Annotated in this window: 19 protein-coding genes; 10 read left to right on the top strand and 9 right to left on the bottom strand. The window is 51.0% G+C overall.

Annotation, left to right across the window (positions count from 1 at the left end; genetic code table 11):
• On the top strand, nucleotides 1-4,485 hold a 4,485-nt coding region (locus B2R29_RS12875), incomplete at its 5' end, for a biotin carboxylase N-terminal domain-containing protein (protein WP_301181432.1).
• 57 nt (nucleotides 4,486-4,542) lie between these two features.
• Here B2R29_RS12875 and B2R29_RS12870 read toward each other — a convergent pair.
• The gene (locus tag B2R29_RS12870; RefSeq protein ID WP_301181431.1) at nucleotides 4,543-5,094 is read right to left on the bottom strand and encodes an RNA polymerase sigma factor; all 552 of its coding nucleotides are present in this window, start codon (nucleotides 5,092-5,094) and stop codon (nucleotides 4,543-4,545) included.
• Between the two features lie 178 nt (nucleotides 5,095-5,272).
• On the opposite strand from B2R29_RS12870, the gene B2R29_RS12865 reads away from it, so the two are divergent.
• Nucleotides 5,273-5,668 (top strand): MAPEG family protein, encoded by a 396-nt coding sequence (locus B2R29_RS12865; protein ID WP_301181430.1) that lies wholly within the window; start codon nucleotides 5,273-5,275, stop codon nucleotides 5,666-5,668.
• Between the two features lie 77 nt (nucleotides 5,669-5,745).
• Here the strand turns inward: B2R29_RS12865 and uvrB are convergent, their stop codons facing one another.
• The gene (gene uvrB / locus B2R29_RS12860) at nucleotides 5,746-7,779 is read right to left on the bottom strand and encodes an excinuclease ABC subunit UvrB (protein WP_301181429.1); all 2,034 of its coding nucleotides are present in this window, start codon (nucleotides 7,777-7,779) and stop codon (nucleotides 5,746-5,748) included.
• 110 nt (nucleotides 7,780-7,889) lie between these two features.
• On the opposite strand from uvrB, the gene B2R29_RS12855 reads away from it, so the two are divergent.
• A complete protein-coding gene (locus B2R29_RS12855) occupies nucleotides 7,890-9,071 on the top strand; it encodes a pyridoxal phosphate-dependent aminotransferase (RefSeq protein ID WP_301181428.1) in 1,182 nt (393 codons plus the stop codon).
• 86 nt (nucleotides 9,072-9,157) lie between these two features.
• On the opposite strand, the gene B2R29_RS12850 is transcribed toward B2R29_RS12855, so the two are convergent.
• Both B2R29_RS12850 and yaaA read right to left on the bottom strand, forming a co-directional pair.
• A complete protein-coding gene (locus B2R29_RS12850) occupies nucleotides 9,158-9,754 on the bottom strand; it encodes a YajG family lipoprotein (protein WP_301181427.1) in 597 nt (198 codons plus the stop codon).
• Nucleotides 9,747-10,535, bottom strand: a complete 789-nt coding sequence (yaaA, locus tag B2R29_RS12845) for a peroxide stress protein YaaA (protein ID WP_301181426.1) — start codon at nucleotides 10,533-10,535, stop codon at nucleotides 9,747-9,749. The genes B2R29_RS12850 and yaaA overlap by 8 nt, the downstream gene beginning before the upstream one ends.
• A 205-nt stretch (nucleotides 10,536-10,740) precedes the next feature.
• Between yaaA and B2R29_RS12840 the strand changes: the two genes are divergently transcribed.
• The 6 genes from B2R29_RS12840 to B2R29_RS12815 all read left to right on the top strand — a co-directional run bounded on the left by B2R29_RS12840 (nucleotide 10,741) and on the right by B2R29_RS12815 (nucleotide 17,513).
• A complete protein-coding gene (locus tag B2R29_RS12840) occupies nucleotides 10,741-12,042 on the top strand; it encodes an acyl-CoA dehydrogenase family protein (RefSeq protein ID WP_301181425.1) in 1,302 nt (433 codons plus the stop codon).
• 12 nt (nucleotides 12,043-12,054) lie between these two features.
• Nucleotides 12,055-13,266, top strand: coding sequence for an acyl-CoA dehydrogenase family protein (locus B2R29_RS12835; RefSeq protein WP_301181424.1), 1,212 nt, complete (start codon nucleotides 12,055-12,057; stop codon nucleotides 13,264-13,266).
• A gap of 107 nt (nucleotides 13,267-13,373) precedes the next feature.
• Nucleotides 13,374-15,203, top strand: a complete 1,830-nt coding sequence (locus B2R29_RS12830) for a long-chain-acyl-CoA synthetase (protein WP_301181423.1) — start codon at nucleotides 13,374-13,376, stop codon at nucleotides 15,201-15,203.
• A gap of 160 nt (nucleotides 15,204-15,363) precedes the next feature.
• Entirely contained in the window at nucleotides 15,364-15,858 is a 495-nt protein-coding gene (purE, locus tag B2R29_RS12825; RefSeq protein ID WP_301181422.1) for a 5-(carboxyamino)imidazole ribonucleotide mutase, read from the top strand.
• A 19-nt stretch (nucleotides 15,859-15,877) separates the two neighbouring features.
• Nucleotides 15,878-16,954, top strand: a complete 1,077-nt coding sequence (locus tag B2R29_RS12820; RefSeq protein ID WP_301181421.1) for a 5-(carboxyamino)imidazole ribonucleotide synthase — start codon at nucleotides 15,878-15,880, stop codon at nucleotides 16,952-16,954.
• 16 nt (nucleotides 16,955-16,970) lie between these two features.
• Complete coding sequence (locus B2R29_RS12815; protein WP_301181420.1) at nucleotides 16,971-17,513, top strand: DUF2058 domain-containing protein; 543 nt, start codon at nucleotides 16,971-16,973, stop codon at nucleotides 17,511-17,513.
• Nucleotides 17,514-17,580: 67 nt separating this feature from the next.
• Here B2R29_RS12815 and B2R29_RS12810 read toward each other — a convergent pair whose 3' ends face one another.
• The 5 genes from B2R29_RS12810 to B2R29_RS12790 form a co-directional block, all read right to left on the bottom strand.
• Nucleotides 17,581-17,739, bottom strand: a complete 159-nt coding sequence (locus tag B2R29_RS12810) for a hypothetical protein (protein ID WP_297533258.1) — start codon at nucleotides 17,737-17,739, stop codon at nucleotides 17,581-17,583.
• A 155-nt stretch (nucleotides 17,740-17,894) separates the two neighbouring features.
• Nucleotides 17,895-18,143 carry a VF530 family protein gene (locus tag B2R29_RS12805; protein WP_297533257.1) on the bottom strand — a complete coding sequence of 83 codons (249 nt, stop codon included), beginning with the start codon at nucleotides 18,141-18,143 and terminating at the stop codon, nucleotides 17,895-17,897.
• A 47-nt stretch (nucleotides 18,144-18,190) separates the two neighbouring features.
• Nucleotides 18,191-18,385, bottom strand: a complete 195-nt coding sequence (locus B2R29_RS12800; protein WP_301181419.1) for a hypothetical protein — start codon at nucleotides 18,383-18,385, stop codon at nucleotides 18,191-18,193.
• A 48-nt stretch (nucleotides 18,386-18,433) separates the two neighbouring features.
• Nucleotides 18,434-18,811 carry a hypothetical protein gene (locus B2R29_RS12795; RefSeq protein ID WP_301181418.1) on the bottom strand — a complete coding sequence of 126 codons (378 nt, stop codon included), beginning with the start codon at nucleotides 18,809-18,811 and terminating at the stop codon, nucleotides 18,434-18,436.
• A 1-nt stretch (nucleotide 18,812) separates the two neighbouring features.
• Entirely contained in the window at nucleotides 18,813-19,028 is a 216-nt protein-coding gene (locus tag B2R29_RS12790; RefSeq protein WP_301181417.1) for a hypothetical protein, read from the bottom strand.
• A 374-nt stretch (nucleotides 19,029-19,402) separates the two neighbouring features.
• Between B2R29_RS12790 and B2R29_RS12785 the strand changes: the two genes are divergently transcribed.
• Nucleotides 19,403-20,410: a transposase gene (locus B2R29_RS12785; RefSeq protein WP_301181416.1), complete on the top strand. Its 1,008-nt coding sequence runs from the start codon at nucleotides 19,403-19,405 to the stop codon at nucleotides 20,408-20,410.
• Nucleotides 20,411-20,602: the final 192 nt, after the last annotated feature.

Here is a 20,602-nt window from a genome sequence, read left to right as displayed (position 1 = left end):
GCGGCACAACAGGCAAAGAATTACGCCAGTCGTGCGATGCCGATCATCACCTTTATCGATACCCCAGGGGCCGACGCTGGTGAGCTGGCCAATGCCAATAACCAGGCGCACTCAATCAGCCACCTGATCACCGAAATGGTGAACAACGATGTACCGACCATCGGTATTATCTGGGGCGCGGGTTACTCAGGCGGTGCTATTCCTCTGGCCGCAACCAATATTCTGCTGTCAGTACGCGATGGTATTTTTAATACGATTCAGCCGCAGGGTCTTGCCAGCATCGCACGTAAGTACAACCTGTCATGGCAGGAATGTGCAAAATACGTTGGAGTATCAGGCTACCAGTTGCGTGAATCCGGCGTGATTGATGGCATCATCGATTACGCACCGACCGATGCCGATGAAAAGCGTGCAAATCTGCTGCGTGCAATTACCAGTGGTATTCAATCCATCGAAGAAGGTGCGAAGGAATTTACGCGCAACAACCCTTACCTGATGGATCACTACAAGCGCAGTATTGATCGTTTCCTGAACCCATCAGAAAAACTTTCAACGCTTGAGAATAACGCAAATTTCTTCCTTGCTCAGAGCCCGACAGAACATATCAATATTTTCGGCCTGTGCTATCGCTATACTCGCTACCTGACACTGCGTCGTCGTATTCACTCGACCACGGTTGAGAATTACGGCCGTCTTGCGGATAAAGAAATCCCAGCGGGTCAGCTGGAGCAACGCATCCAGAATGAGCAGAACCGTAAATTCCAGAAATGGCTACAGGCGCCTGAGAAAATCGTTTACGACGATGGCCTGCAGAAAAGCTGGAAAAACTTCTGGGCGAAATACGAAGAACGTGACGAAAGCCGTAATACCATCGTCCGTCTCTTTCTGGGTGAGCCAAAGAATAACTACCTGAAAGCAAAGCAGGACCTCTGCTTTAATTTTGGTCTGTACCTGTTTAATCGCTGGAAATCTGATGCCGCGGTTAATTTCCAGGGCCTGCTTAATTACCTTGAAGATTATCGCCAGAGCCGCTTTTTGCTGCGCTCATCCGATATTCTCGATGCCAGCGCCGTTGCCGATTTTATTGAAGACAATCCGCACCCACTGGCGGCTTATATTCGTGAGCAGTTACCACACGAAACCCGTCAGGAGCTGACCTCCGAACGCAACGCTGAAAAAGGCAAAGGGACACTGCGTCAGTCTCTGGCGACCGCGCTGAATACCATTCTGTCAGACGAACTACTGCCAGAAAGTATCCGTGCCGAACTCAAGCTCTCGACACGTTCAGAAGCTCTGTGCAACAACGAAGAAACACAAGCGACTGAAGCCAACCGCAGAATTATTGAAGAAGCGCTGGCGCCTTATATTCAGTTCCGTCAGGAAAATATTCAGAACCCGGCTAACCCAGACATCACGATTCTGGATGCCATTCTGCATGATGAACTGCGCGAAGAATTCCGTCACGTTTGTCAGAACATGCTGGTGTTTGGCAGCCTCTACGACAACTTTATCCATAACCTGGTCAGTGTCGCGAAAGAAGCGAACAACAACCGTGCGCTTTCCCGCGATTCTGTGAAAGCACTGTTGGATAAGTCTCTGTCGGAAGCGACCAAAGGCGAAAGCTACACCATGAAAGAGCTCGAATCCTTCAATTACTGGCTCAGCTATTTCATCAAGAGTTCGCAGAGCGGTGAATTCCTGAAGTCTGTCGAAGAGTGGAAAAAGCTCGCCTTCCCACGCTTGTCCGAAACCCTCTTCGTAGTGATTACGTTTATTTTCGAGAAGCTTCTGCCTGAGTACTACAACGCAGAGCAATCAGGAAAGAGCTATAACGGGCGCATCAACCCAGTCAGCATCGGTCGTCGTAAAGATTTCTGGAACCGTCTGACCATGGCCTATCACGACCTGCTGATTCAGGACGTACTCGACGACACCAAACGCCAGAAGCGCACTTCACCAAAGGCCATTATTGAGCGTTTCTTTGATAACTTCGAAGAGATCAATGCCAACCTGATGTCGGCAGACCCAGTGGCCTTTCCGGGTTTCCGTTCTTCTATCGAAAAAGCACTGAAAAATAGTATTCAGCCATGTGGTGTTATCACAGGCCTCGCGGATATTAATATCGGTGGCAAGACACAACGCGTTGGTGCGCTGGTATCAAATCTGGATTTCCAGGCTGGCGCTTTTGATATGGCCAGTGCCGAGAAATTCTGTAAGTTGATGGTCGAGTGTGCACGTCAGCAATTGCCTGTCGTTTGCTTCGTATCCTCCGGCGGCATGCAAACCAAAGAAGGTGCCGCGGCGCTCTTCTCAATGGCTGTTGTTAACGACCGTATTACCCGCTTTGTTCGCGACAATGACCTGCCTCTCGTGGTCTTTGGTTTTGGCGACTGTACTGGTGGTGCTCAGGCAAGTTTTGTTACCCACCCGCTGGCGCAAACCTATTATTTCTCAGGTACGAATATGCCGTTCGCCGGGCAGATCGTTGTGCCTAGCTATCTGCCAAGCACCTGCACTCTGTCGAACTATTTATCGGTTTCTTCAGACTCCATGGATGGCCTGGTATCGAACCCATTCTTTGACGACCTCGATGAACGCCTGCGCGAGATTGACCCGGATATGCCGGTGGCGCGCTACAGCGTTAACGACGTACTCGAACGTGTCCTTGAAGGTTATGTCTCTGCCGCACGCATGGCACCACTGACCGCCGAAGACGAAGTCAGCCAGAAAAAGTACGGCAAGATCGACAAGGTCATGGTTCACGCACGAGGCTGTACCGCTGTTAAGCTGATCCGCAAAGCACAGGAAAACGACATTAAAGTTGTACTGATCCAGTCTGACCCGGACATGGAATCTGTGCCTGTCGATATGCTGGGGCCACAGGATCGCGTTGTCTGTATTGGTGGTAACACACCGGATGAAAGTTATCTCAACGCCAAGTCTGTTTTGCGCATTGCGCATCACGAAGGTGTTGATGCACTGCACCCCGGGATTGGCTTCCTGTCAGAAAGCAGCCAGTTCGCTGCGCTCTGTGGCAACCACGACATTAATTTTGTTGGCCCGCCGGTCTCCTCAATGGAAACCATGGGGAACAAATCAAACGCTATTAACACCGCGATGCGCGTTAACGTGCCAGTTGTACCCGGTTCCCACGGCATCCTGACCAGCTCCGCCAATGCCGCAAGCGTAGCCGACGAAATCGGATACCCTGTTCTGCTTAAAGCCGTGCACGGTGGGGGCGGTAAAGGTATTCAGGTGGTTGAATCGGCAGATCGCATTCACGCCCTGTTCCACCAGATTTCCACGGAAGCGAAAGCCGCGTTTGGTAACGGTGATGTTTACCTCGAAAAATACGTGACGTCTCTGCGCCACATTGAGGTTCAGGTTCTGCGTGACTCTCGGGGCAACACCAAAATCCTGGGCCTGCGTGACTGCTCGGTGCAGCGTAATAACCAGAAGATTTTCGAAGAATCTGGCTCTACCATGCTGCCGCGAGAGCTAGAGCAAGGCGCCTACGATTACGCCGAAAAACTGGCAGACGCTGTCGACTATGTCGGTGCTGGTACCGTTGAGTTTATTTTCGACCTCGACAACATGGCGATCTACTTTATGGAGATGAATACCCGTCTTCAGGTAGAGCACCCCGTTACTGAACTGGTTTCTGGTATCGATATCGTCTCGACTCAGTTCCGCATTGCCGAAGGTGGTGACATTGCCGATCTGAAACCAGATCACAAAGGTTACGCCATTGAAGTACGTGTTAACGCTGAAAAAGCCGTATTCAAAGGCGACAACGTTGAATTTGTTCCAACACCAGGAACGATCCGTGAGTGCGTATTGCCGAAGTACGATCACATCGAACTTATTTCGATGGCTGCTGCAGGCAAGCAGGTATCCCCTTTCTATGACAGCATGGTCGCTCAGATCATTTGTTACGGTGAAGATCGTAACGACACCATCGCAAAACTGCGTAAATACCTGGATGAAATAAAAATCACCGGCGTATGTACCAACATTCCGCTACTTAAGCGCGTACTGGACGACAACGTGTTTGTAGATGGCGTTTACGATACAACCTACCTGCCGAAATTCCTGGATCGTATTGATCTTGATGCTCTGATTAAAGACATCGAAGACGCAGCAGACATGAGTGCCGATGCGGTTGATGCTTCTCAGCTCAAAATTGAAGGCTCAGACGAACTGAAAGTACTGTCACCATCGACCAGTATCTTCTACGGCTCGTCGTCACCAAGTGAGCCTGCCTTTGTTAAAGAAGGCGACGTCATCGATGTATCTCAGACTCTGTGCCTGATGGAAGCCATGAAAATGTTCACACCGCTTAGCCTTAAACAGTTTAACCGCGCAGGTAGCCAGCTCTACCCGGCTAAGCAGAAGTTTAAGGTGACTCGTGTTATGAACACGGACGGTCAGCAAGTGAACCAGGGAGACCTGCTCTTTGTTGTAAAACCAATGGCCGAAGCCTGATTCTGACCTCGGTTAAAACCGAAAAGCCCGCAATGCGGGCTTTTTTATGGGCCGGTATTACTGATAGGCCTCACTGCTCAGATTGGAGGGTTCCTGCAATAACTGATCTCTGACCATGGCGCGCGCGCGGTGCAAACGACTCTTAACCGCCGCAACCGATTCCCCGGTTTTATCGGCAATTTCACGATTGGTCAGTTGCTCGTAATCTTTCATCAGTAGCACTTCACGATAAAGATCAGGTAAGTCGTGGATCGCACGCGTCAGATCAATCAGTTGATCCTGCTCCGGTGTTGCGTTGAGCCACTCGAGGGCGGAGCCATCGCCATGCGGGTCGAAATCAAACGCAACACGCCCTAAGCGTCGGCATTCACGACGGGTTGTCGTAAACAACCATGAAGATAAGGCTGCTACAATTTTCAAACTCTCTAAACGCCGGGATACTGTGATGAGAACTTCCTGAACGGCATCATCGACGTCGTTGATTATACAGTGCTTCATTGCATAGTTATGAACATTCGGACGAACCGCCTGCAGCAGCTCAGATAAGGCCTCACTGTCACCCGCCTGAGCACGTACGATCATTGCTTCCTGAATTTCCTTAATCGTCACCGAATCAACTCCTTATCCCTTTCAGTGAAATATTTTTTCTCGCTGGTGAATCCTTTTTGAGTCCAGCCGCCTCTTATATAGACCTATGGCCTGACTGTCACCTCGTTCGGTCCCTCGTTCTGAGGACAGCGACCTAGTTTTATGGAAGTTAGATTATTTTTCTACAGGAGAAACCCGAATGACGACCGAAATGATGTCACTGCTGACGTTTGCAATGACCTGCCTGATAGTTCTGTTAGTTCAGGCCACTATTGCGATGAAAGCGTATGGGATATCGTACTTTATGAGCAATCGTGATGAAGCACCCGCAGAAGAAAGCCCACTGGCACAACGCTTTAAACGGATTGTCAGCAACAATATTGAAACAGGTTTCATCTTTGTCGCTCTGGTGCTGGTCGCTGCGCAAACAGAAGTCTCTAATGGCCTTACCGTCTGGGGTTCTATCGTCTTTGCCGGTGCGCGTATTCTTTATCCAGTCATCTATGCCGCAGGTATCCCTGTCGTCCGTACCTTAGTCTGGGACACAGGTATCGTTGCTCTGTTCGTTATTTTCACGGGTATCGTAACGGCTTGATAGTGCAGAACACTGCTAAAAAAAGCCCTCTGTATAGACAGAGGGCTATTTCTTTTATCAGCGAGGCCTTCTGACAATCAGCTGTTCTGGATCATTTTTTCTTTCATTGAGTGCAGCAGGTCACGCAGCTTAGCCGCCTCTTCAAAGTTCAGGTCCTTCGCAGCTTTAAACATGTCATCTTCAATTTTGGATATCCGTTTACCCAGTTCTGCGGCATTCAGATGCTGCCAGTCGTCTGCTGAGTAACCTGCTTCCTTCTCTGCCACTTGCTGACGAGCACGTCCGCGCTGTTTGCCTTTTTTACCCGGGGGCGGCGCTGCCTCCAGAATATCTTCAACCGACTTCATAACGCCTTTCGGTGTAATGCCGTGCTCTTCATTGAAGGCCAACTGCTTCTCACGACGGCGGTCGGTTTCGTCCATTGCGCGCTGCATAGAATCTGTCACACGATCGGCATAAAGAATCGCTTTACCATTCAGGTTACGCGCCGCCCGACCAATGGTCTGAATCAGCGAACGTTCAGAACGCAAAAAACCTTCTTTATCCGCATCAAAAATCGCGACCAGAGATACTTCAGGAATATCGAGACCTTCCCGCAGCAGGTTGATACCCACCAGCACATCGAATTCGCCCAAACGCAGATCACGGATAATCTCGACCCGTTCCACAGTATCGATGTCACTGTGCAGGTAGCGCACCCGAACTTGTTGTTCGTGCAGGAAGTCAGTCAGATCTTCTGCCATACGCTTCGTCAGAACCGTAATCAGGACACGCTCACCCTTCTCTACCCGCTGGTGAATTTCATGCAGAGAATCATCGACCTGACCGGTAGCCGGGCGAATTTCAATTTCAGGGTCCACCAGGCCAGTCGGGCGAACTACCTGCTCGACCACATTGTCCTGATGATCTTTCTCGTAAGGCCCTGGCGTCGCAGAAACGAAAATGCACTGGGGTACAATTGACTCCCATTCTTCGAAACGCATAGGCCGGTTATCCAGCGCCGACGGCAAACGGAAACCAAACTGAACCAGCGTCTCTTTACGGGATCGGTCACCACGATACATGCCGCCAATCTGCGGAATAGTCACATGCGACTCATCAACAAACACAAGTGCATCGTTAGGAATGTAATCAAACAAGGTCGGCGGCGCATCACCGGCCGCACGCCCTGACAGATAGCGAGAGTAGTTCTCAATGCCCGAGCAGTAGCCCAGCTCCTGCATCATCTCAAGATCGTACTTGGTGCGTTGCTCCAATCGCTGAGCTTCTACCAGAAGGTTCTCTTTGCGGTAGTATTCAAGGCGCTCTTTCAGCTCTTCTTTGATGCCTTCAATGGCATCCAGAATTTTCTCTCGTGGCGTCACGTAGTGGGTTTTCGGGTACACAGTGACACGCGCCAGACGGCTATAGATCTGACCAGTGAGCGGATCGAACGTGCTTAACTGCTCGACCTCATCATCAAATAACTCCACACGGATGGCTTCATCATCGCTCTCCGCCGGGAAGATATCGATCACCTCACCGCGCACGCGATAAGTACCACGATGGAAGTCTGCATCATTGCGGGTGTACTGAAGCTCGGCCAGTCTGCGCAGAATGTCACGTTGATTGACCTGATCACCGCGCACAAGGTGCAACATCATCTTAAGGTAAGAGTCAGGGTCACCGAGGCCATAAATAGCCGACACGGTGCAGACGATAATGGCGTCGCGACGCTCCATCAGCGCCTTAGTCGCAGACAAACGCATCTGCTCAATGTGCTCGTTCACCGAGGCGTCTTTATCAATGAAAGTATCTGACGACGGAACATACGCTTCTGGCTGGTAGTAGTCGTAGTACGACACGAAGTATTCAACGGAGTTATTCGGGAAGAACTCTTTGAATTCCCCGTACAACTGCGCTGCCAATGTTTTATTGTGGGCCATTATGATGGCCGGGCGCCCACACCGGGCAATCACGTTGGCCATGGTATAGGTCTTACCGGAGCCCGTTACACCCAGCAAAGTTTGTTTGAGCAGGCCGGCATCGACGCCTTTTATCAGGCCATCAATAGCTTTTGGCTGGTCGCCTGCGGGCGAATATTTGGATGACAGCTCGAATGGCTTACTCATGAGGATTCCAGTTAACGTCTAAATCCAGTAAGATTATACGTTGTTTTAGGGTCTATTTTGAGGCCCACTATTTTTAGGCACACATTGTGGCCGTGCTAGAGGAAAGTACATTGGATCTTAAATTGTCTGATCGCGTTCAACTGATCAAGCCATCCCCGACCCTGGCGGTAACCAACCGCGCAGCCGAGTTACGAGCGGAAGGCAAAGACATTATCGGGCTCGGTGCTGGCGAACCGGATTTTGATACTCCGGACCACATCAAAGCAGCGGCTGCAGAAGCTATTGATAAGGGCTTCACCAAGTACACTGCCGTTGATGGTACCCCCGGTCTCAAATCAGCCATTATCGACAAGCTGAAAGCAGACAATGGCCTTAACTACGAAGCCAATCAGATTCTGGTTTCCTGTGGTGGCAAGCAAAGCTTCTTCAATATGGCGCTTGCTCTGATCAACCCAGGTGACGAAGTCGTGATTCCGGCGCCCTACTGGGTATCTTACCCAGACATGGTAAAAATTGCAGAAGGCGAGCCAGTCATCATCGAAACCGATGAGTCTACCCGCTTCAAAATTACGCCAGAGCAGCTCGATGCAGCCATCACAGACAAAACCCGTCTGGTGGTTCTGAACAGCCCATCGAACCCTTCTGGTGTGGCGTACACGAAAGATGAATTCATTGCTCTGGGTGACGTACTGCGTAAGTACCCAGACGTACTGATCGCCACTGACGACATGTACGAATACATCTGGTGGGCAGATTTCGGTTTTGAAAACATCGTGACTGCTAACCCTGACCTGTACGAGCGCACGATCGTTCTCAACGGTGTATCCAAAGCTTACAGCATGACTGGCTGGCGTATTGGTTACGCCGCTGGCCCTGCTAAGCTGATCGGCGCAATGAAAAAGATTCAGTCACAAAGCACCTCTAACCCTGCGTCTATCTCTCAGGTGGCTGCTGAAGCAGCACTGCGTGGCGGCCGTGATTGCGTGACTCCGATGGTTACCGCATTTAAAGAGCGTCACGACTACATCGTTGATGCACTGAATGGTATTCCGGGCATCACCTGTATCCCAGGCGATGGTGCTTTCTATGCTTATCCTTGCGTGAAAGGCGCCATGGAAAAATTGGGCATTACTGACGACGTTGAATTTGCAGAGAAGCTTCTCAGTGATGCAGGCGTTGCTCTGGTTCCTGGCTCAGCCTTCGGTACACCGGGTTATATGCGTCTGTCGTTCGCGACCAGCATGAATACTCTGCGTGATGCCGTTGCCCGCCTGAGCAAAGCATTGAGCTAAACGCTTCGCTAGCGCGACGCAGCGCTCATAAAAAAGCCCGCATCTGCGGGCTTTTTTATTGTCTGAATACCTGATTCGATCGAGGGTCAGACGCCCAGGTACTCACGTAACTCAGGATCGCTGAAGATGTATTCCCACAAACGGTCGAGTACATCATTCACCCATTTTTCGTTGTACTCCTTCACCGGTGCCGCAGCAACACGGCGGGACTCACTCAGACCATACGGCTTAGTAAAGGTCGTGCCGCCATCAATAACCATCATGTTGAATCGAATGCTGACGCTGCACGCCGTCACCAGAAAACCCTCATTGCAGCTATAACGGAAACGATTCACCGCCAACTCCAACTTCACCGGATCAAGGGGGCTCTCGCCACCAAACCCGAGCTGGGTCATACTGTCCTGCAGGCGACGTGTCAGTACCGCCGACAATTCATCCTGAACATACAAAGGAGAATTTTCCGCGAGACGACCACCACGGCTCCCCAACGACTGGCGCTCATCGGAGCTGATTTCTTCGCGATTATCGACCACACGGATTAAAGCACCACGGGATACCGAGGCAGCGGGCTGCTCAATCTCGTAGCTTTCGCTCAGTTCAATCGTCTGAGGAGCCAGAACACACCCCGTCAGGCCGGTGGCCAGCGCAGTGCTGGCCAGCAAAGTCAGAACGCTCTTACGCATTCGGTACATCCTTCTCTGCACGTTTAAATACCCACTCAGTGGCGGTCGATTCTTCTTCAGAAAAACGATACCCCGCCACATCAAATTTTTTCAGATCTTCAGCATTCTCAATACGCTGAGTAATCTGATACGCCGCCATAAGGCCGCGCGCCTTTTTCGCATAAAAGCTGATAATTTTATACTTACCGTTTTTCTCATCACGAAAGACGGGGGTAATCAGCTCCGCTTTCAACGCCTTCGGCTTAACCGACTTAAAGTACTCGTTCGACGCCAGGTTCACGATGGTATTGATACCCGGTTGCTCCGTGAGTTCATTCAGAGCGTCGGTGATTTTATCGCCCCAGAAGGCATAAAGATCCTTGCCCCGATCATTGCCGAGTTTGGTCCCCATCTCAAGACGGTACGGCAGAATCAGATCAAGCGGGCGCAGCAAACCGTATAAGCCCGAAAGAATACGAAGGTGCCCCTGCGCATAATCGAGATCAGCCTTGCTCATGTTGTCAGCGTCGAGACCAGTATATACGTCCCCTTTAAACGCGAGCACGGCGGCTTTGGATTCCCCTTCCGGGAATGGAATCTTCCAGTCACTGTAACGCTGTACATTCAGCTCAGACAATTTAGGGCTCAGCTTCATTAAAGCGCCGATTTCGTCTGGGGAATACTTACGCAATACATCAATCAGCTCAGCCGAATCATCCAGATAATCTGGCAGACTGTGCTGATCCGTAACCGGCGGTGTCTCGAAATCGAGAGTCTTGGCGGGTGAAAGCAATGTAAGCATGTCGATCCTCAGCAGATATTTGTTGCGGTCATGATACCTTGTGCCCGCGTAACTCCCAAACGTGTCCTGTGTTTTGGCATTCCGGCCCGCTATGTCCGGTCAGGGCTGCCAATGCAGCCACTGTCATAAAGATGTGAGAATGGCTGACACAGAATACATTCACTCTGTCGTGTGTCCTCAGACGAGTCATCAAGAGGTATAGAAAATGGCAAAAGATATACAGGGCATGGGCCTAGGCCTTGCCGTTCGTTTCTCTGGCAGTGAGTTCGCCAGAAAGTACAAACTGCGTCGCCCAGCGGAAAAGCTGGCCTACGCAGGTACCAAGAAGGGCTTCGAAGTTATCGGTCAGATGATGGCTAAAAAGAAGGCCAAGAAATCCGAAGATCCTAAAATGCTGCCAGAGCCGAGCACGGCTGGCCTGTTTGACCTGACTTTGTCAGAAGAACAGCAGATGATCAAAGACACCGTGCGTTCATACGCCGAAGAAGTTGTCCGCGGTCTGGCACACGACGCCAACGAAGACATGAAACTGCCAGAGACCTATCTCCAGGACATCATGGACCTCGGTCTGAACTACTTCTCGGTACCTGAAAGCATGGGCGGCGCGGCTCAGAGCTACAGCCCGACCACCAACGCTATCATTGCTGAAGAACTCGCCTGGGGCGACTTCTCGCTGGCCTACGCAACACTGGCCCCTGTTGCTGTGGCAAACGCTATCGTTAAATGGGGCAACCAGAAGCAAAAAGAAAAGTATCTGCCTGACTACCTGGCAGAGACGCCTGTCAAAGCCGCGATTGCGGTACAGGAACCTGCACCTCTGTTTGATCCGGCAAAACTGTCTGCAAAAGCCAAGAAAACTAAATCTGGCTTTAAAATCTCAGGAGTTAAAAGCCTGGTGCCGTTTGGTGGCGAAGCCTCTCTGTACCTGGTGGCTGCACGCTACAAGCGTCGCAATCGCCTGTTCATTGTTCCGGGAGATGCGCCGGGTGTTCAATGGCAAGCCGCTCCGGCCATGGGCCTGCGTGCCACCGCGACTGGCACACTGACACTCGATAAAGTACTGCTTGGCCCGGATGCCCTGCTTGGCGACGACAGCTTTAATTTTGAAGCCTTTATGGACCTCGGCCAACTGCACTGGTGTGCGTTGGCCATTGGTGCCTGTCAGGCAGCGCTTGATTACCTGATTCCTTACGTTAACGAGCGTGAAGCCTTCGGCGAACCGATTTCTCACCGTCAGGCCGTTGCCTTTATGGTTGCGAATATCGGTATCGAACTTGAATCTATGCGCCTCATGGTCTGGCGCGCAGCGGCGCTTGCTGAAGCTGGCAAGCCATTCCACCGCGAAGCCTACCTTGCACACATCCTGTGTTCTGAAAAAGCCATGGAAATCGGCACCAACGCAGTTCAGCTGCTGGGTGGCCATGGTTTCACCAAAGAACACCCAGCCGAGCGCTGGTATCGTGATCTGCGGGTTCTGGCCTGCATCAACGGCGGCATGCACCTGTAAGGAGAAGCACAGATGATTAATTTAGAGAATCCGAAAAAATTCCGTGCCCTTGTTAACCAGGCACACCAGGTAGCGGCAAGTGTTTTCCGTCCGGTATCCCGTAAATACGACCGTTCTGAGCACGCTTACCCAATCGAACTTGACATGCTGGCCTCCATCATGGACGGCATGAACGACGGCACGACAGGCGAAGGCGCCGGTGCTGGCAAACTGAAGCAGGACAACGGTCCGAAGAAAGAAGGCATCCAGAACGGCACTAACATGTCGACGGTACTGTCTCTTGCTGAGCTGTGCTGGGGCGATGTTGGCCTGTCGCTGACCCTGCCACGTCAGGGCCTGGGTAACGCTGCGATTGCAGCGGTGGCTGATGACGAGCAGTTTGCTCGTTTCGGTGGCAAGTGGGCAGCCATGGCGATTACCGAGCCAGGCTTTGGTTCTGACTCGGCAGCTGTTCGTACCACGGCGATTCGTGATGGCGACGAGTACATCATCAACGGTGAAAAAATCTACGTTACCTCAGGCGAACGTGCTGACTGCGTTGTGGTCTGGGCAAGCGTTGACCGCTCTCTTGGTCGTGCGGCTATCAAGTCGTTCATCGTCGAGAAAGGCACGCCAGGTATGGACGTTGTCCGTCTTGAAAAGAAACTGGGTATCAAAGCGTCTGATACCGCAGCCATTACCTTTACCGACTGCCGTATTCCAGCGAGCAACCTGCTGGGCGACCCAGAGGTGAACGTCGAGAAAGGTTTTGCCGGTGTCATGCAGACCTTTGATAACACCCGCCCGGTCGTGGCTGCCATGGCGATTGGTGTGGCTAAGGCGTCTATCGACCGTACCCGCGAACTGCTGAAGCAGCTCAAAGTAAAAACCGATTACCGTACGCCGTACAAACTGGCTTCACAGCTGGAAGCCAAGTTGTATCGCTATGAGGCAGAATGGGAAGCAGCACGTCTGCTGACACTCAAAGCTGCATGGATGGCCGATAACGGCATGCCTAACTCTAAAGAAGCATCCATGTCGAAAGCTAAGGCGGGCCGCACTGCTAATGAAATTACCCTAGGCTGTGTCGAGATGCTTGGCATGCTGGGTTACGGCGAAGACGAACTGCTTGAGAAGTGGTCACGTGACTCGAAGATTCTTGATATCTTCGAAGGCACACAGCAGATCCAGCAGCTGATTGTTGCTCGTCGACTGCTCGGCAAGTCATCCGCCGAACTGAAGTAATCTGTACGACAAACTAAGCACGGGGCCTGGCGCCCCGTTGCTGTATTAATAACGATAATTTTCCGGTAACGTCGCACTCCGGACTTTCGAGCGAGACTCTTACCCGTATGACTCAATACAACGAAAAACTGGTTTCACTGCCGAATATTCTGACACAATTGGCAAGCCAGGCCACAAGCATTCCGATCAAACTGAAAGGTGTGTACGAACTGGCAACCAGCAAACCTGAGAAAGAGAAATCAATCGGACTTCTGCTGGAGAAACACGCACGCCAGCGCCCTGAGCACATCGCTATCCGCTACGAAGATGTGACCTACACCTACGATCAGGTGAACCGCAAGGCAAACCAGATTGCGCACTACCTGACTTCTCAGGGCATAGGCAGCGGTGATGTCGTTGCGGTCGTTCTTGAGAACCGTCCTGAGACTCTGATTTCCGTACTGGCCATCGTCAAACTCGGTGCCATTGCCTCCATGATCAACACCAGCCAGCGCGGTGAAGTCCTGCTTCATAGCCTGACACTGGTCAAACCGAAAATGATCATCGTGGGCGAAGAGATGCTGGAGAACGTCAACACGGTCGAAGGCGACCTCGACGAAGCGTCTCTGAAGTCTCTTCACTATTTACGCGACACCGGCGAAACTGCCTGCCCGGAGCATTACACCAATATCCTGACCGCCATCGAAGGCCAGTCGGATAAAAACCCGGATTCCACCAAGAAAGTGAAAATGCACCAGCCGTGCTATTACATTTTCACATCTGGCACCACAGGGCTGCCAAAAGCCTCGGTCATGAGCCACTACCGCTGGTTCAAATCTCTTGCAGGCATGGGTCTGGCTTCCATGAACATGAGCAGCAAAGACATCCTGTATGTGTCTTTGCCGCTGTATCACAACAACGCACTGACCGTATCCATGGCCGCAGTACTGGGCTCAGGCGCATGCATGGCGATTGCACGTAAGTTCTCCGTGTCACGCTTCTGGGACGACATCCGTCACCACAACGCGACGGGCTTCTGCTACATCGGCGAGCTGTGCCGCTACCTGCTGAATGCGCCAGAAAAAGACTCAGACAGCCAGCACAAGATCCGTGTCTGTGTCGGTAACGGCCTGCGCCCGGACATCTGGATGCAGTTTAAGAACCGTTTCAACATTGATCACATCAATGAATTCTACGGCGCATCCGAGTGCAATCTGGTATTCACCAACGCCTTTAACCTCGATAAAACGGCAGGCTTCTGCCCTCTTTCGTACAACATCGTGAAGTACGATATCGAAGAAGACGCGCCGCTGCGTGACGACAAAGGCTTTATGATTCCCGTGCAACCCGGAGACAGCGGTCTGCTGATCACCGAGGTAAACGATAAGCAGCCGTTTGAGGGCTACACCGACGAAGACGCGACCAACAGCAAACTGCTGCGTAACGTCTTCAAGAAAGACGACTGCTGGTTCAACACCGGTGATCTGGTCAACAACCAGGGTTACAAACACGTCTCCTTCGCTGACCGCCTGGGGGATACCTTCCGCTGGAAAGGCGAAAACGTCGCCACCACAGAGGTTGAGTCCATCTTGATGGAACTCGCCAGCGTAGAACACGCAGTGGTCTATGGTGTTCAGATTCCACACACCGACGGCCGCGCAGGCATGGCAACCATTACGCCATCGGTACCATTGGAAGAATTCGACTGGTCTGAGCTGTCGGCACACGTACGCGACAAAATGCCAGCGTATATGATCCCGGTATTCATCCGCGTTCGCGAACAGCAGGAAGTGACGGGCACCTTCAAATACCGCAAGGTTGAACTGAAGAAAGAAGCCTACCACCTCGACAAAGTGGATGATGAGCCAATCTATGTCATCGTCGGCAAAGACGGCGAGTACAAAGAACTCACCAGCGATACCGAAGCGAAAATCGACGAAGGTGAACTCAGCCTCTGATCACCTGACGATTATCGTCATTGCCAGTGCAGTCATTCTGCACTGGCATCCCCTTATTAGCGCCTGAACCTTTCCCCCATCCCCGCCCCCTTGTGATAGAATTCGCCGCTTTCTTTGCACGCTTGCGCGAAGTGACGCCGCAAACATGAGGACACAAGACATGACAGTACCTGTCGGAATTATCATGGGCTCCAAGAGTGACTGGCCCACCATGAAGCACGCAGCTGATATGCTGGACCTGCTGGGCGTAGACTACGAAGTCAAAGTCGTCTCGGCGCACCGTACTCCCGACCTGCTGTTTGACTACGCAAAAACCGCACACGAGCGTGGCCTCAAGGTCATCATTGCGGGCGCAGGCGGCGCAGCACACCTGCCGGGTATGGCCGCATCGCAGACCTCATTGCCTGTACTGGGTGTACCGGTTAAATCGCGCGCACTGAACGGCATTGACTCACTGCTCTCCATCGCCCAGATGCCAGGCGGCGTCGCCGTTGGTACACTGGCCATCGGAGACGCAGGCGCGAAAAACGCAGGCCTGCTGGCCGCACAGATTCTGGCCACCTCAGACGCTGAGCTGATGAAGCGTGTTGACGGGTTCCGCGAAACTCAGAAAAACACCGTATTGTCACAGCCAGATCCACGAATTATTGAATAACCGCAGCACGGACATCCCGATGAAAGTAGGTATTTTAGGTAACGGCCAGCTTGGCCAGATGTGTGAAGCCAGCATCTCCGATCTTACGGATATTGAAGTTTCACTGTACGACCTGCGCGCTCACAGCGACGACGCACTGGCAGAGTTTATTGCCTCGGTCGACATTCTCTCGTACGAAACCGAGAACATCCCGGCGCATATCGTGACCTTACTTGAGCCACACGCCGACAAGCTCTACCCCGGCCTGAATGCCCTGAAAACCTTTCAGAACCGTCTGCTGGAAAAGAATGCACTGCGTAACGCGGGCATCGCCACTGCAGACTTCCGTGCCGTGAATTCACTCGAAGACGTGCATACCGCAGTACAAGAACTCGGCCTGCCGATCGTCATGAAAACCACGACCGAAGGTTACGACGGCAAGGGTCAATTCGTACTGCGCACACCCGACGATGCAGCACCGGCCTGGAACTCCATCGGCAATCGCGAACTCATCGCCGAAGCCTTTGTACCTTTCGACCGTGAAACCTCGGTTATTGCCAGCCGCGACCGCGACGGCAATATCGTTGTTTTCCCAATGACCGAAAACGTACACCACGAAGGCATCCTGCGTTACAGCCTCTACCCGGCACCGGCACTCTCACAAGAGAAAGCTGAACAAGCAGAGCGTTACATCCGCCAGCTGGCAGAAAGCCTCGACTACGTGGGTACTATTACTCTTGAGCTGTTCGACACCGAAGACGGCCTTGTTGGCAACGAAGTGGCACCGCGCGTACACAACTCTGGCCACTGGTCGATTGAAGGCACCGAAGCCTCTCAGTTCCGTAACCACATGCTGGCCATTACAGGCAAAAGCCTCGGCGCGACCGAGCCTAAATTTGCCTCAGTGGCCATGCTCAACGTCATCAGTGAAGAAACCCCGGCTGAAAAAGCCGATGGTATCGACAATGCTCACCGCCACTCCTACGGCAAAGAAGCACGCCCTGCGCGCAAACTAGGCCACGTCACCGTGACAGGCAGCAACGACGCTGAACGCGACGCCACCATTACCGAACTGAGCGCCCTGATGCCCGAAGGTATCTGGCCGCCGAAACACTGATCGGGAGACATACCTCATGGGTAAATCACTTCAGGATCAACTGCTGGGACTCGGATTAACCGACAACAAAAAGCAGAAAAAGAACGACAAAGAGAAAAAGCGCCAGGAACACCTGAAGCGCACCGGCCAGGAAAACAACGCCGACGAATCACGAGAAAAAGCAGAACAGGCGCGTAAAGAAAAAGCCGCTCGTGACAAAGAACTGAATCGACAGCGCGACGCAGAAGCTCAAAAGAAAGCCATCAAGGCCCAGGTACAGCAACTCGTCGACAACAACCTGATCACCGCCACACAAGGTGACATCAAGTATCAGTTTGTTGATGGCAAGAAAGTAAAAAGCCTCTACGTTGATCAAGCTGTCTGGGACCGCCTGTCGAAAGGCCAACTGGCGATCATCGCGCATCGCAACAGCTACGCAGTGATTCCACTGCAAGTCGCTGAAAAAATCCGTGAACGTGACGACGGCCACTTTATCGTGATCGCCGAACAGACCGACGGTCAGATGGATGAAGATGATCCGTACGCAGCGTATCAGATCCCCGATGATCTGATGTGGTGATTAAAACGAAAAGCCCGCTTAAAAAGCGGGCTTTTTGTCTCTGCCATAACAACCCCAGAAGATACCATCAGATATCCAGATCAACCCCACCATCTCCATCGCGGAACAACCTTCCTATGTTACGAAGGATGGTCGCTATTGTCCTGTAAGGTAAATCAAGCACGAGGTCGACAATTTCATAAAAGCCATCATCAACCGACGACTTCTTAGGAAGTAGAAAGTGCACCAGGACAAAACCCCCGATACAGAAAAGCAGTACCGGCAGACTGAAGCCATACACGAACAAATCAACCGCGAGATACGCGCTTATACAAAAAACACATATTGAGAGAAATATTCTCAAAAGGTCCAAAAGAAAACTCCTTTTCCTAATCAGCGAACTTATTTACCCCAGGGGGTTGGCTTACTGGCTGAATGGAAAGTGCCGACAAAAAGCTCCTCTACTTTGGTTCGCGCCCAAGGCGTACGCCGTAGAAACTTCAGCGACGATTTAACCGAAGGGTCTGACTTGAAGCAATTGATGTTTATCCGGCTAGCCAGACCTTCCCAACCGTAGTGACCAACCAGCTGGTTGAGTATAGATTCGAGAGTCACTCCGTGAAGTGGGTCGTGTTTGTTGTGTTCTTTCATAGATATGGGCCTGACCAACGAGGACTAAAGGTTGTTTGGATATACTTTCAAATGCCGTAGGTTTTCCTGGCCTGAGCAATCTGGCTCTCGACTGTTGTGCCCGACACCAAATAGTAACTCGGAGCGATAATGGGTTCCGATTTACTCACCTGCACTGCAATAATTCCCTGAATTGGAAAAGCATCGCCAATAGTCGGGCTCAATACTTCAGCGCACTTCTGACCCACTAGTAAAGCGAACAAGAATGAACTTTTTCCTCTTCAGGCAAAAAGGTCAGTCATTTCAATCGTTTAAACTTTAAACTCAATAGGGTCTTTCGATACAAAACCCTTCTTTCTCATGACCGTAATGGCAATAATCTGGCGATGATCACTACCTGTTCGATCAATACTCATTTCCACAGCACACGGTATATTGATATCTGTTTTAGTGCAGCGAACGTTAAAAGTATCGAGATGTTTCAGCAGAAGAAGTTTGCTGATATAAACTGTAGTAAGGCGATTAAAAATTCCTTTCAACTCAGTTAACGTGATACTTGGGTTATTTCTTGGGTGGTTCATTCGATCTTTCACAAAGTGAACCGACATTTTAAAGCTCAACCGATCCTGGGAAAATTGTTCATTAAGAACACTTTCCAATGTCGATATTTCATCCAACGAAATACTCATGTTACTTCCCTTTAAATTTTCTAAAGACTTCTTCCAGTTTCGTATTGAGTTCGTCTGATGTTTTCGCTCGTATGATCCCCGCTTCTTGGGAATCAGTTACTGTGCCAATGCGTACCTCGAAATCCACATTATCAAAAGATTCAACAAAGACGGCCTCCCCCGACTCTTTGTCTATGAATGAGGCATAATTGTCGTCAATTGACATATCAAACTTCATAAAGAATTCCCTATACCATATTACCCATACAAACAGCCAACATCGTATGGCTACAGCCCCATATATACAATACGAGAAAGAAAATTAGATTATTAACCTAATCACCGGAACAAAAAACCTACGACCAGATGGATGAAGATGATCCATACGCAGCGTATCAGACCCCTGGTGATCTTACCGACTTCCAAGACACTCATTCAAAGAAATACGGTTGCACTACTTCACAGGAAATTTCAAAGGAGAAATTTCAAAAATTTCAAAGGACAGTCATCCTAAAGTAATTCCAAAGGACAGTCATCCTAAGAAGAATGCCTGATTTTCCTTTCAGGTCAACTCGTGTAAGGTAATTCTGTCAGCCAACATCAGGAGGATGTATGCCAAAGCCAAGGAAGCAGCTCGTATCCCTCGAAGCCACCCCCTACTATCACTGCGTTTCTCGCTGTGTGCGCCGTGCCTTCTTGTGTGGCACAGACTCTGAAGGTCGTTCGTTTGAGCATCGCCGGGGATGGATTGAGAAGTTGATTCTCGATCAGGCTCAGGTCTTCTGTATAGATATTGCCGCTTATGCCGTTATGTCCAACCACTTTCATGTTGTACTGCATGTCAGTCAGCAACGTGCACGCGGACTAACGGATCTGGAGGTAGTTCAACGCTGGCATCAGCTCTATCAAGGGGTCTTACTTTCTCAGAAATTCGAACGCGGTGAGGAGCTGTCTGAATCACAGCAAGCCATGCTCGATGAGCGTATTGATGAGTGGCGAGAACGCCTGATGAGTATCAGCTGGTCTATGCGACGCCTGAACGAGACCGTCGCTCGTTTAGCAAATGAAGAAGACCAATGTACCGGCCATTTCTGGGAAGGTAGATTCAAGTCTCAAGCTCTTCTCGATGAAAAAGCCCTTGCTGCCTGCATGGCGTATGTTGATTTAAACCCACTACGAGCCGCCATGACCAAAACCCCGGAAGAATCAGCTCATACGTCCGTAAAAAAACGCGCTGAAAAAGCCAAAGAAGCTCACTCACCGAATCACCCGCAACAGCAAGCCTATGGCTTACAGCCCTTCTCGGGTAACCCACGCAAGGACATGCCCGAAGGCATTCAGATGAGGCTAACAGACTACTTAGATCTTGTTGACTGGACAGGTCGGCAGATCCGCGAAAACAAGCGAGGATCAATCTCAGAGGCAGAACCTGCCATCATGGATCGCTTAGGAATCGACGCCGAACACTGGCTCTACATCACTCAAAACTTCGAGTCAGAATTTAAAGGCATTGTCGGCGCAGCCCACGAGGTGAAATCAAAAATCACCAAATTCTGGGACGGCCAACGAGAACGAAGGCGAGCCGCTGGCATCGCTGCATGTAAGTTACGCCTCTCTTAGAAGGCTCCTACCTACCGTAACTCCCAATCAGAACACTCTGAGAATTTGCCTCACCTGAAATCTAGCCTTTTTCACTTAAATAGCCATGAAATCTTTGTTTTTGACAGCCTAACAACCCTATTTGATTAACCGGGAAAAATTAGAGCAAGCAACAAGCGCTTTCTCTCTTACGATGACCGTCCACGTAGTCTA

The sequence above is a fragment of the Thalassolituus sp. UBA3500 genome (genome assembly GCF_002377545.1).
Classification (GTDB): Bacteria; Pseudomonadota; Gammaproteobacteria; order Pseudomonadales; family Oceanobacteraceae; genus Thalassolituus.
The sequence above is the reverse complement of the archived record's forward strand: the minus strand, read 5'-3'. Positions and strand labels throughout refer to the sequence as shown.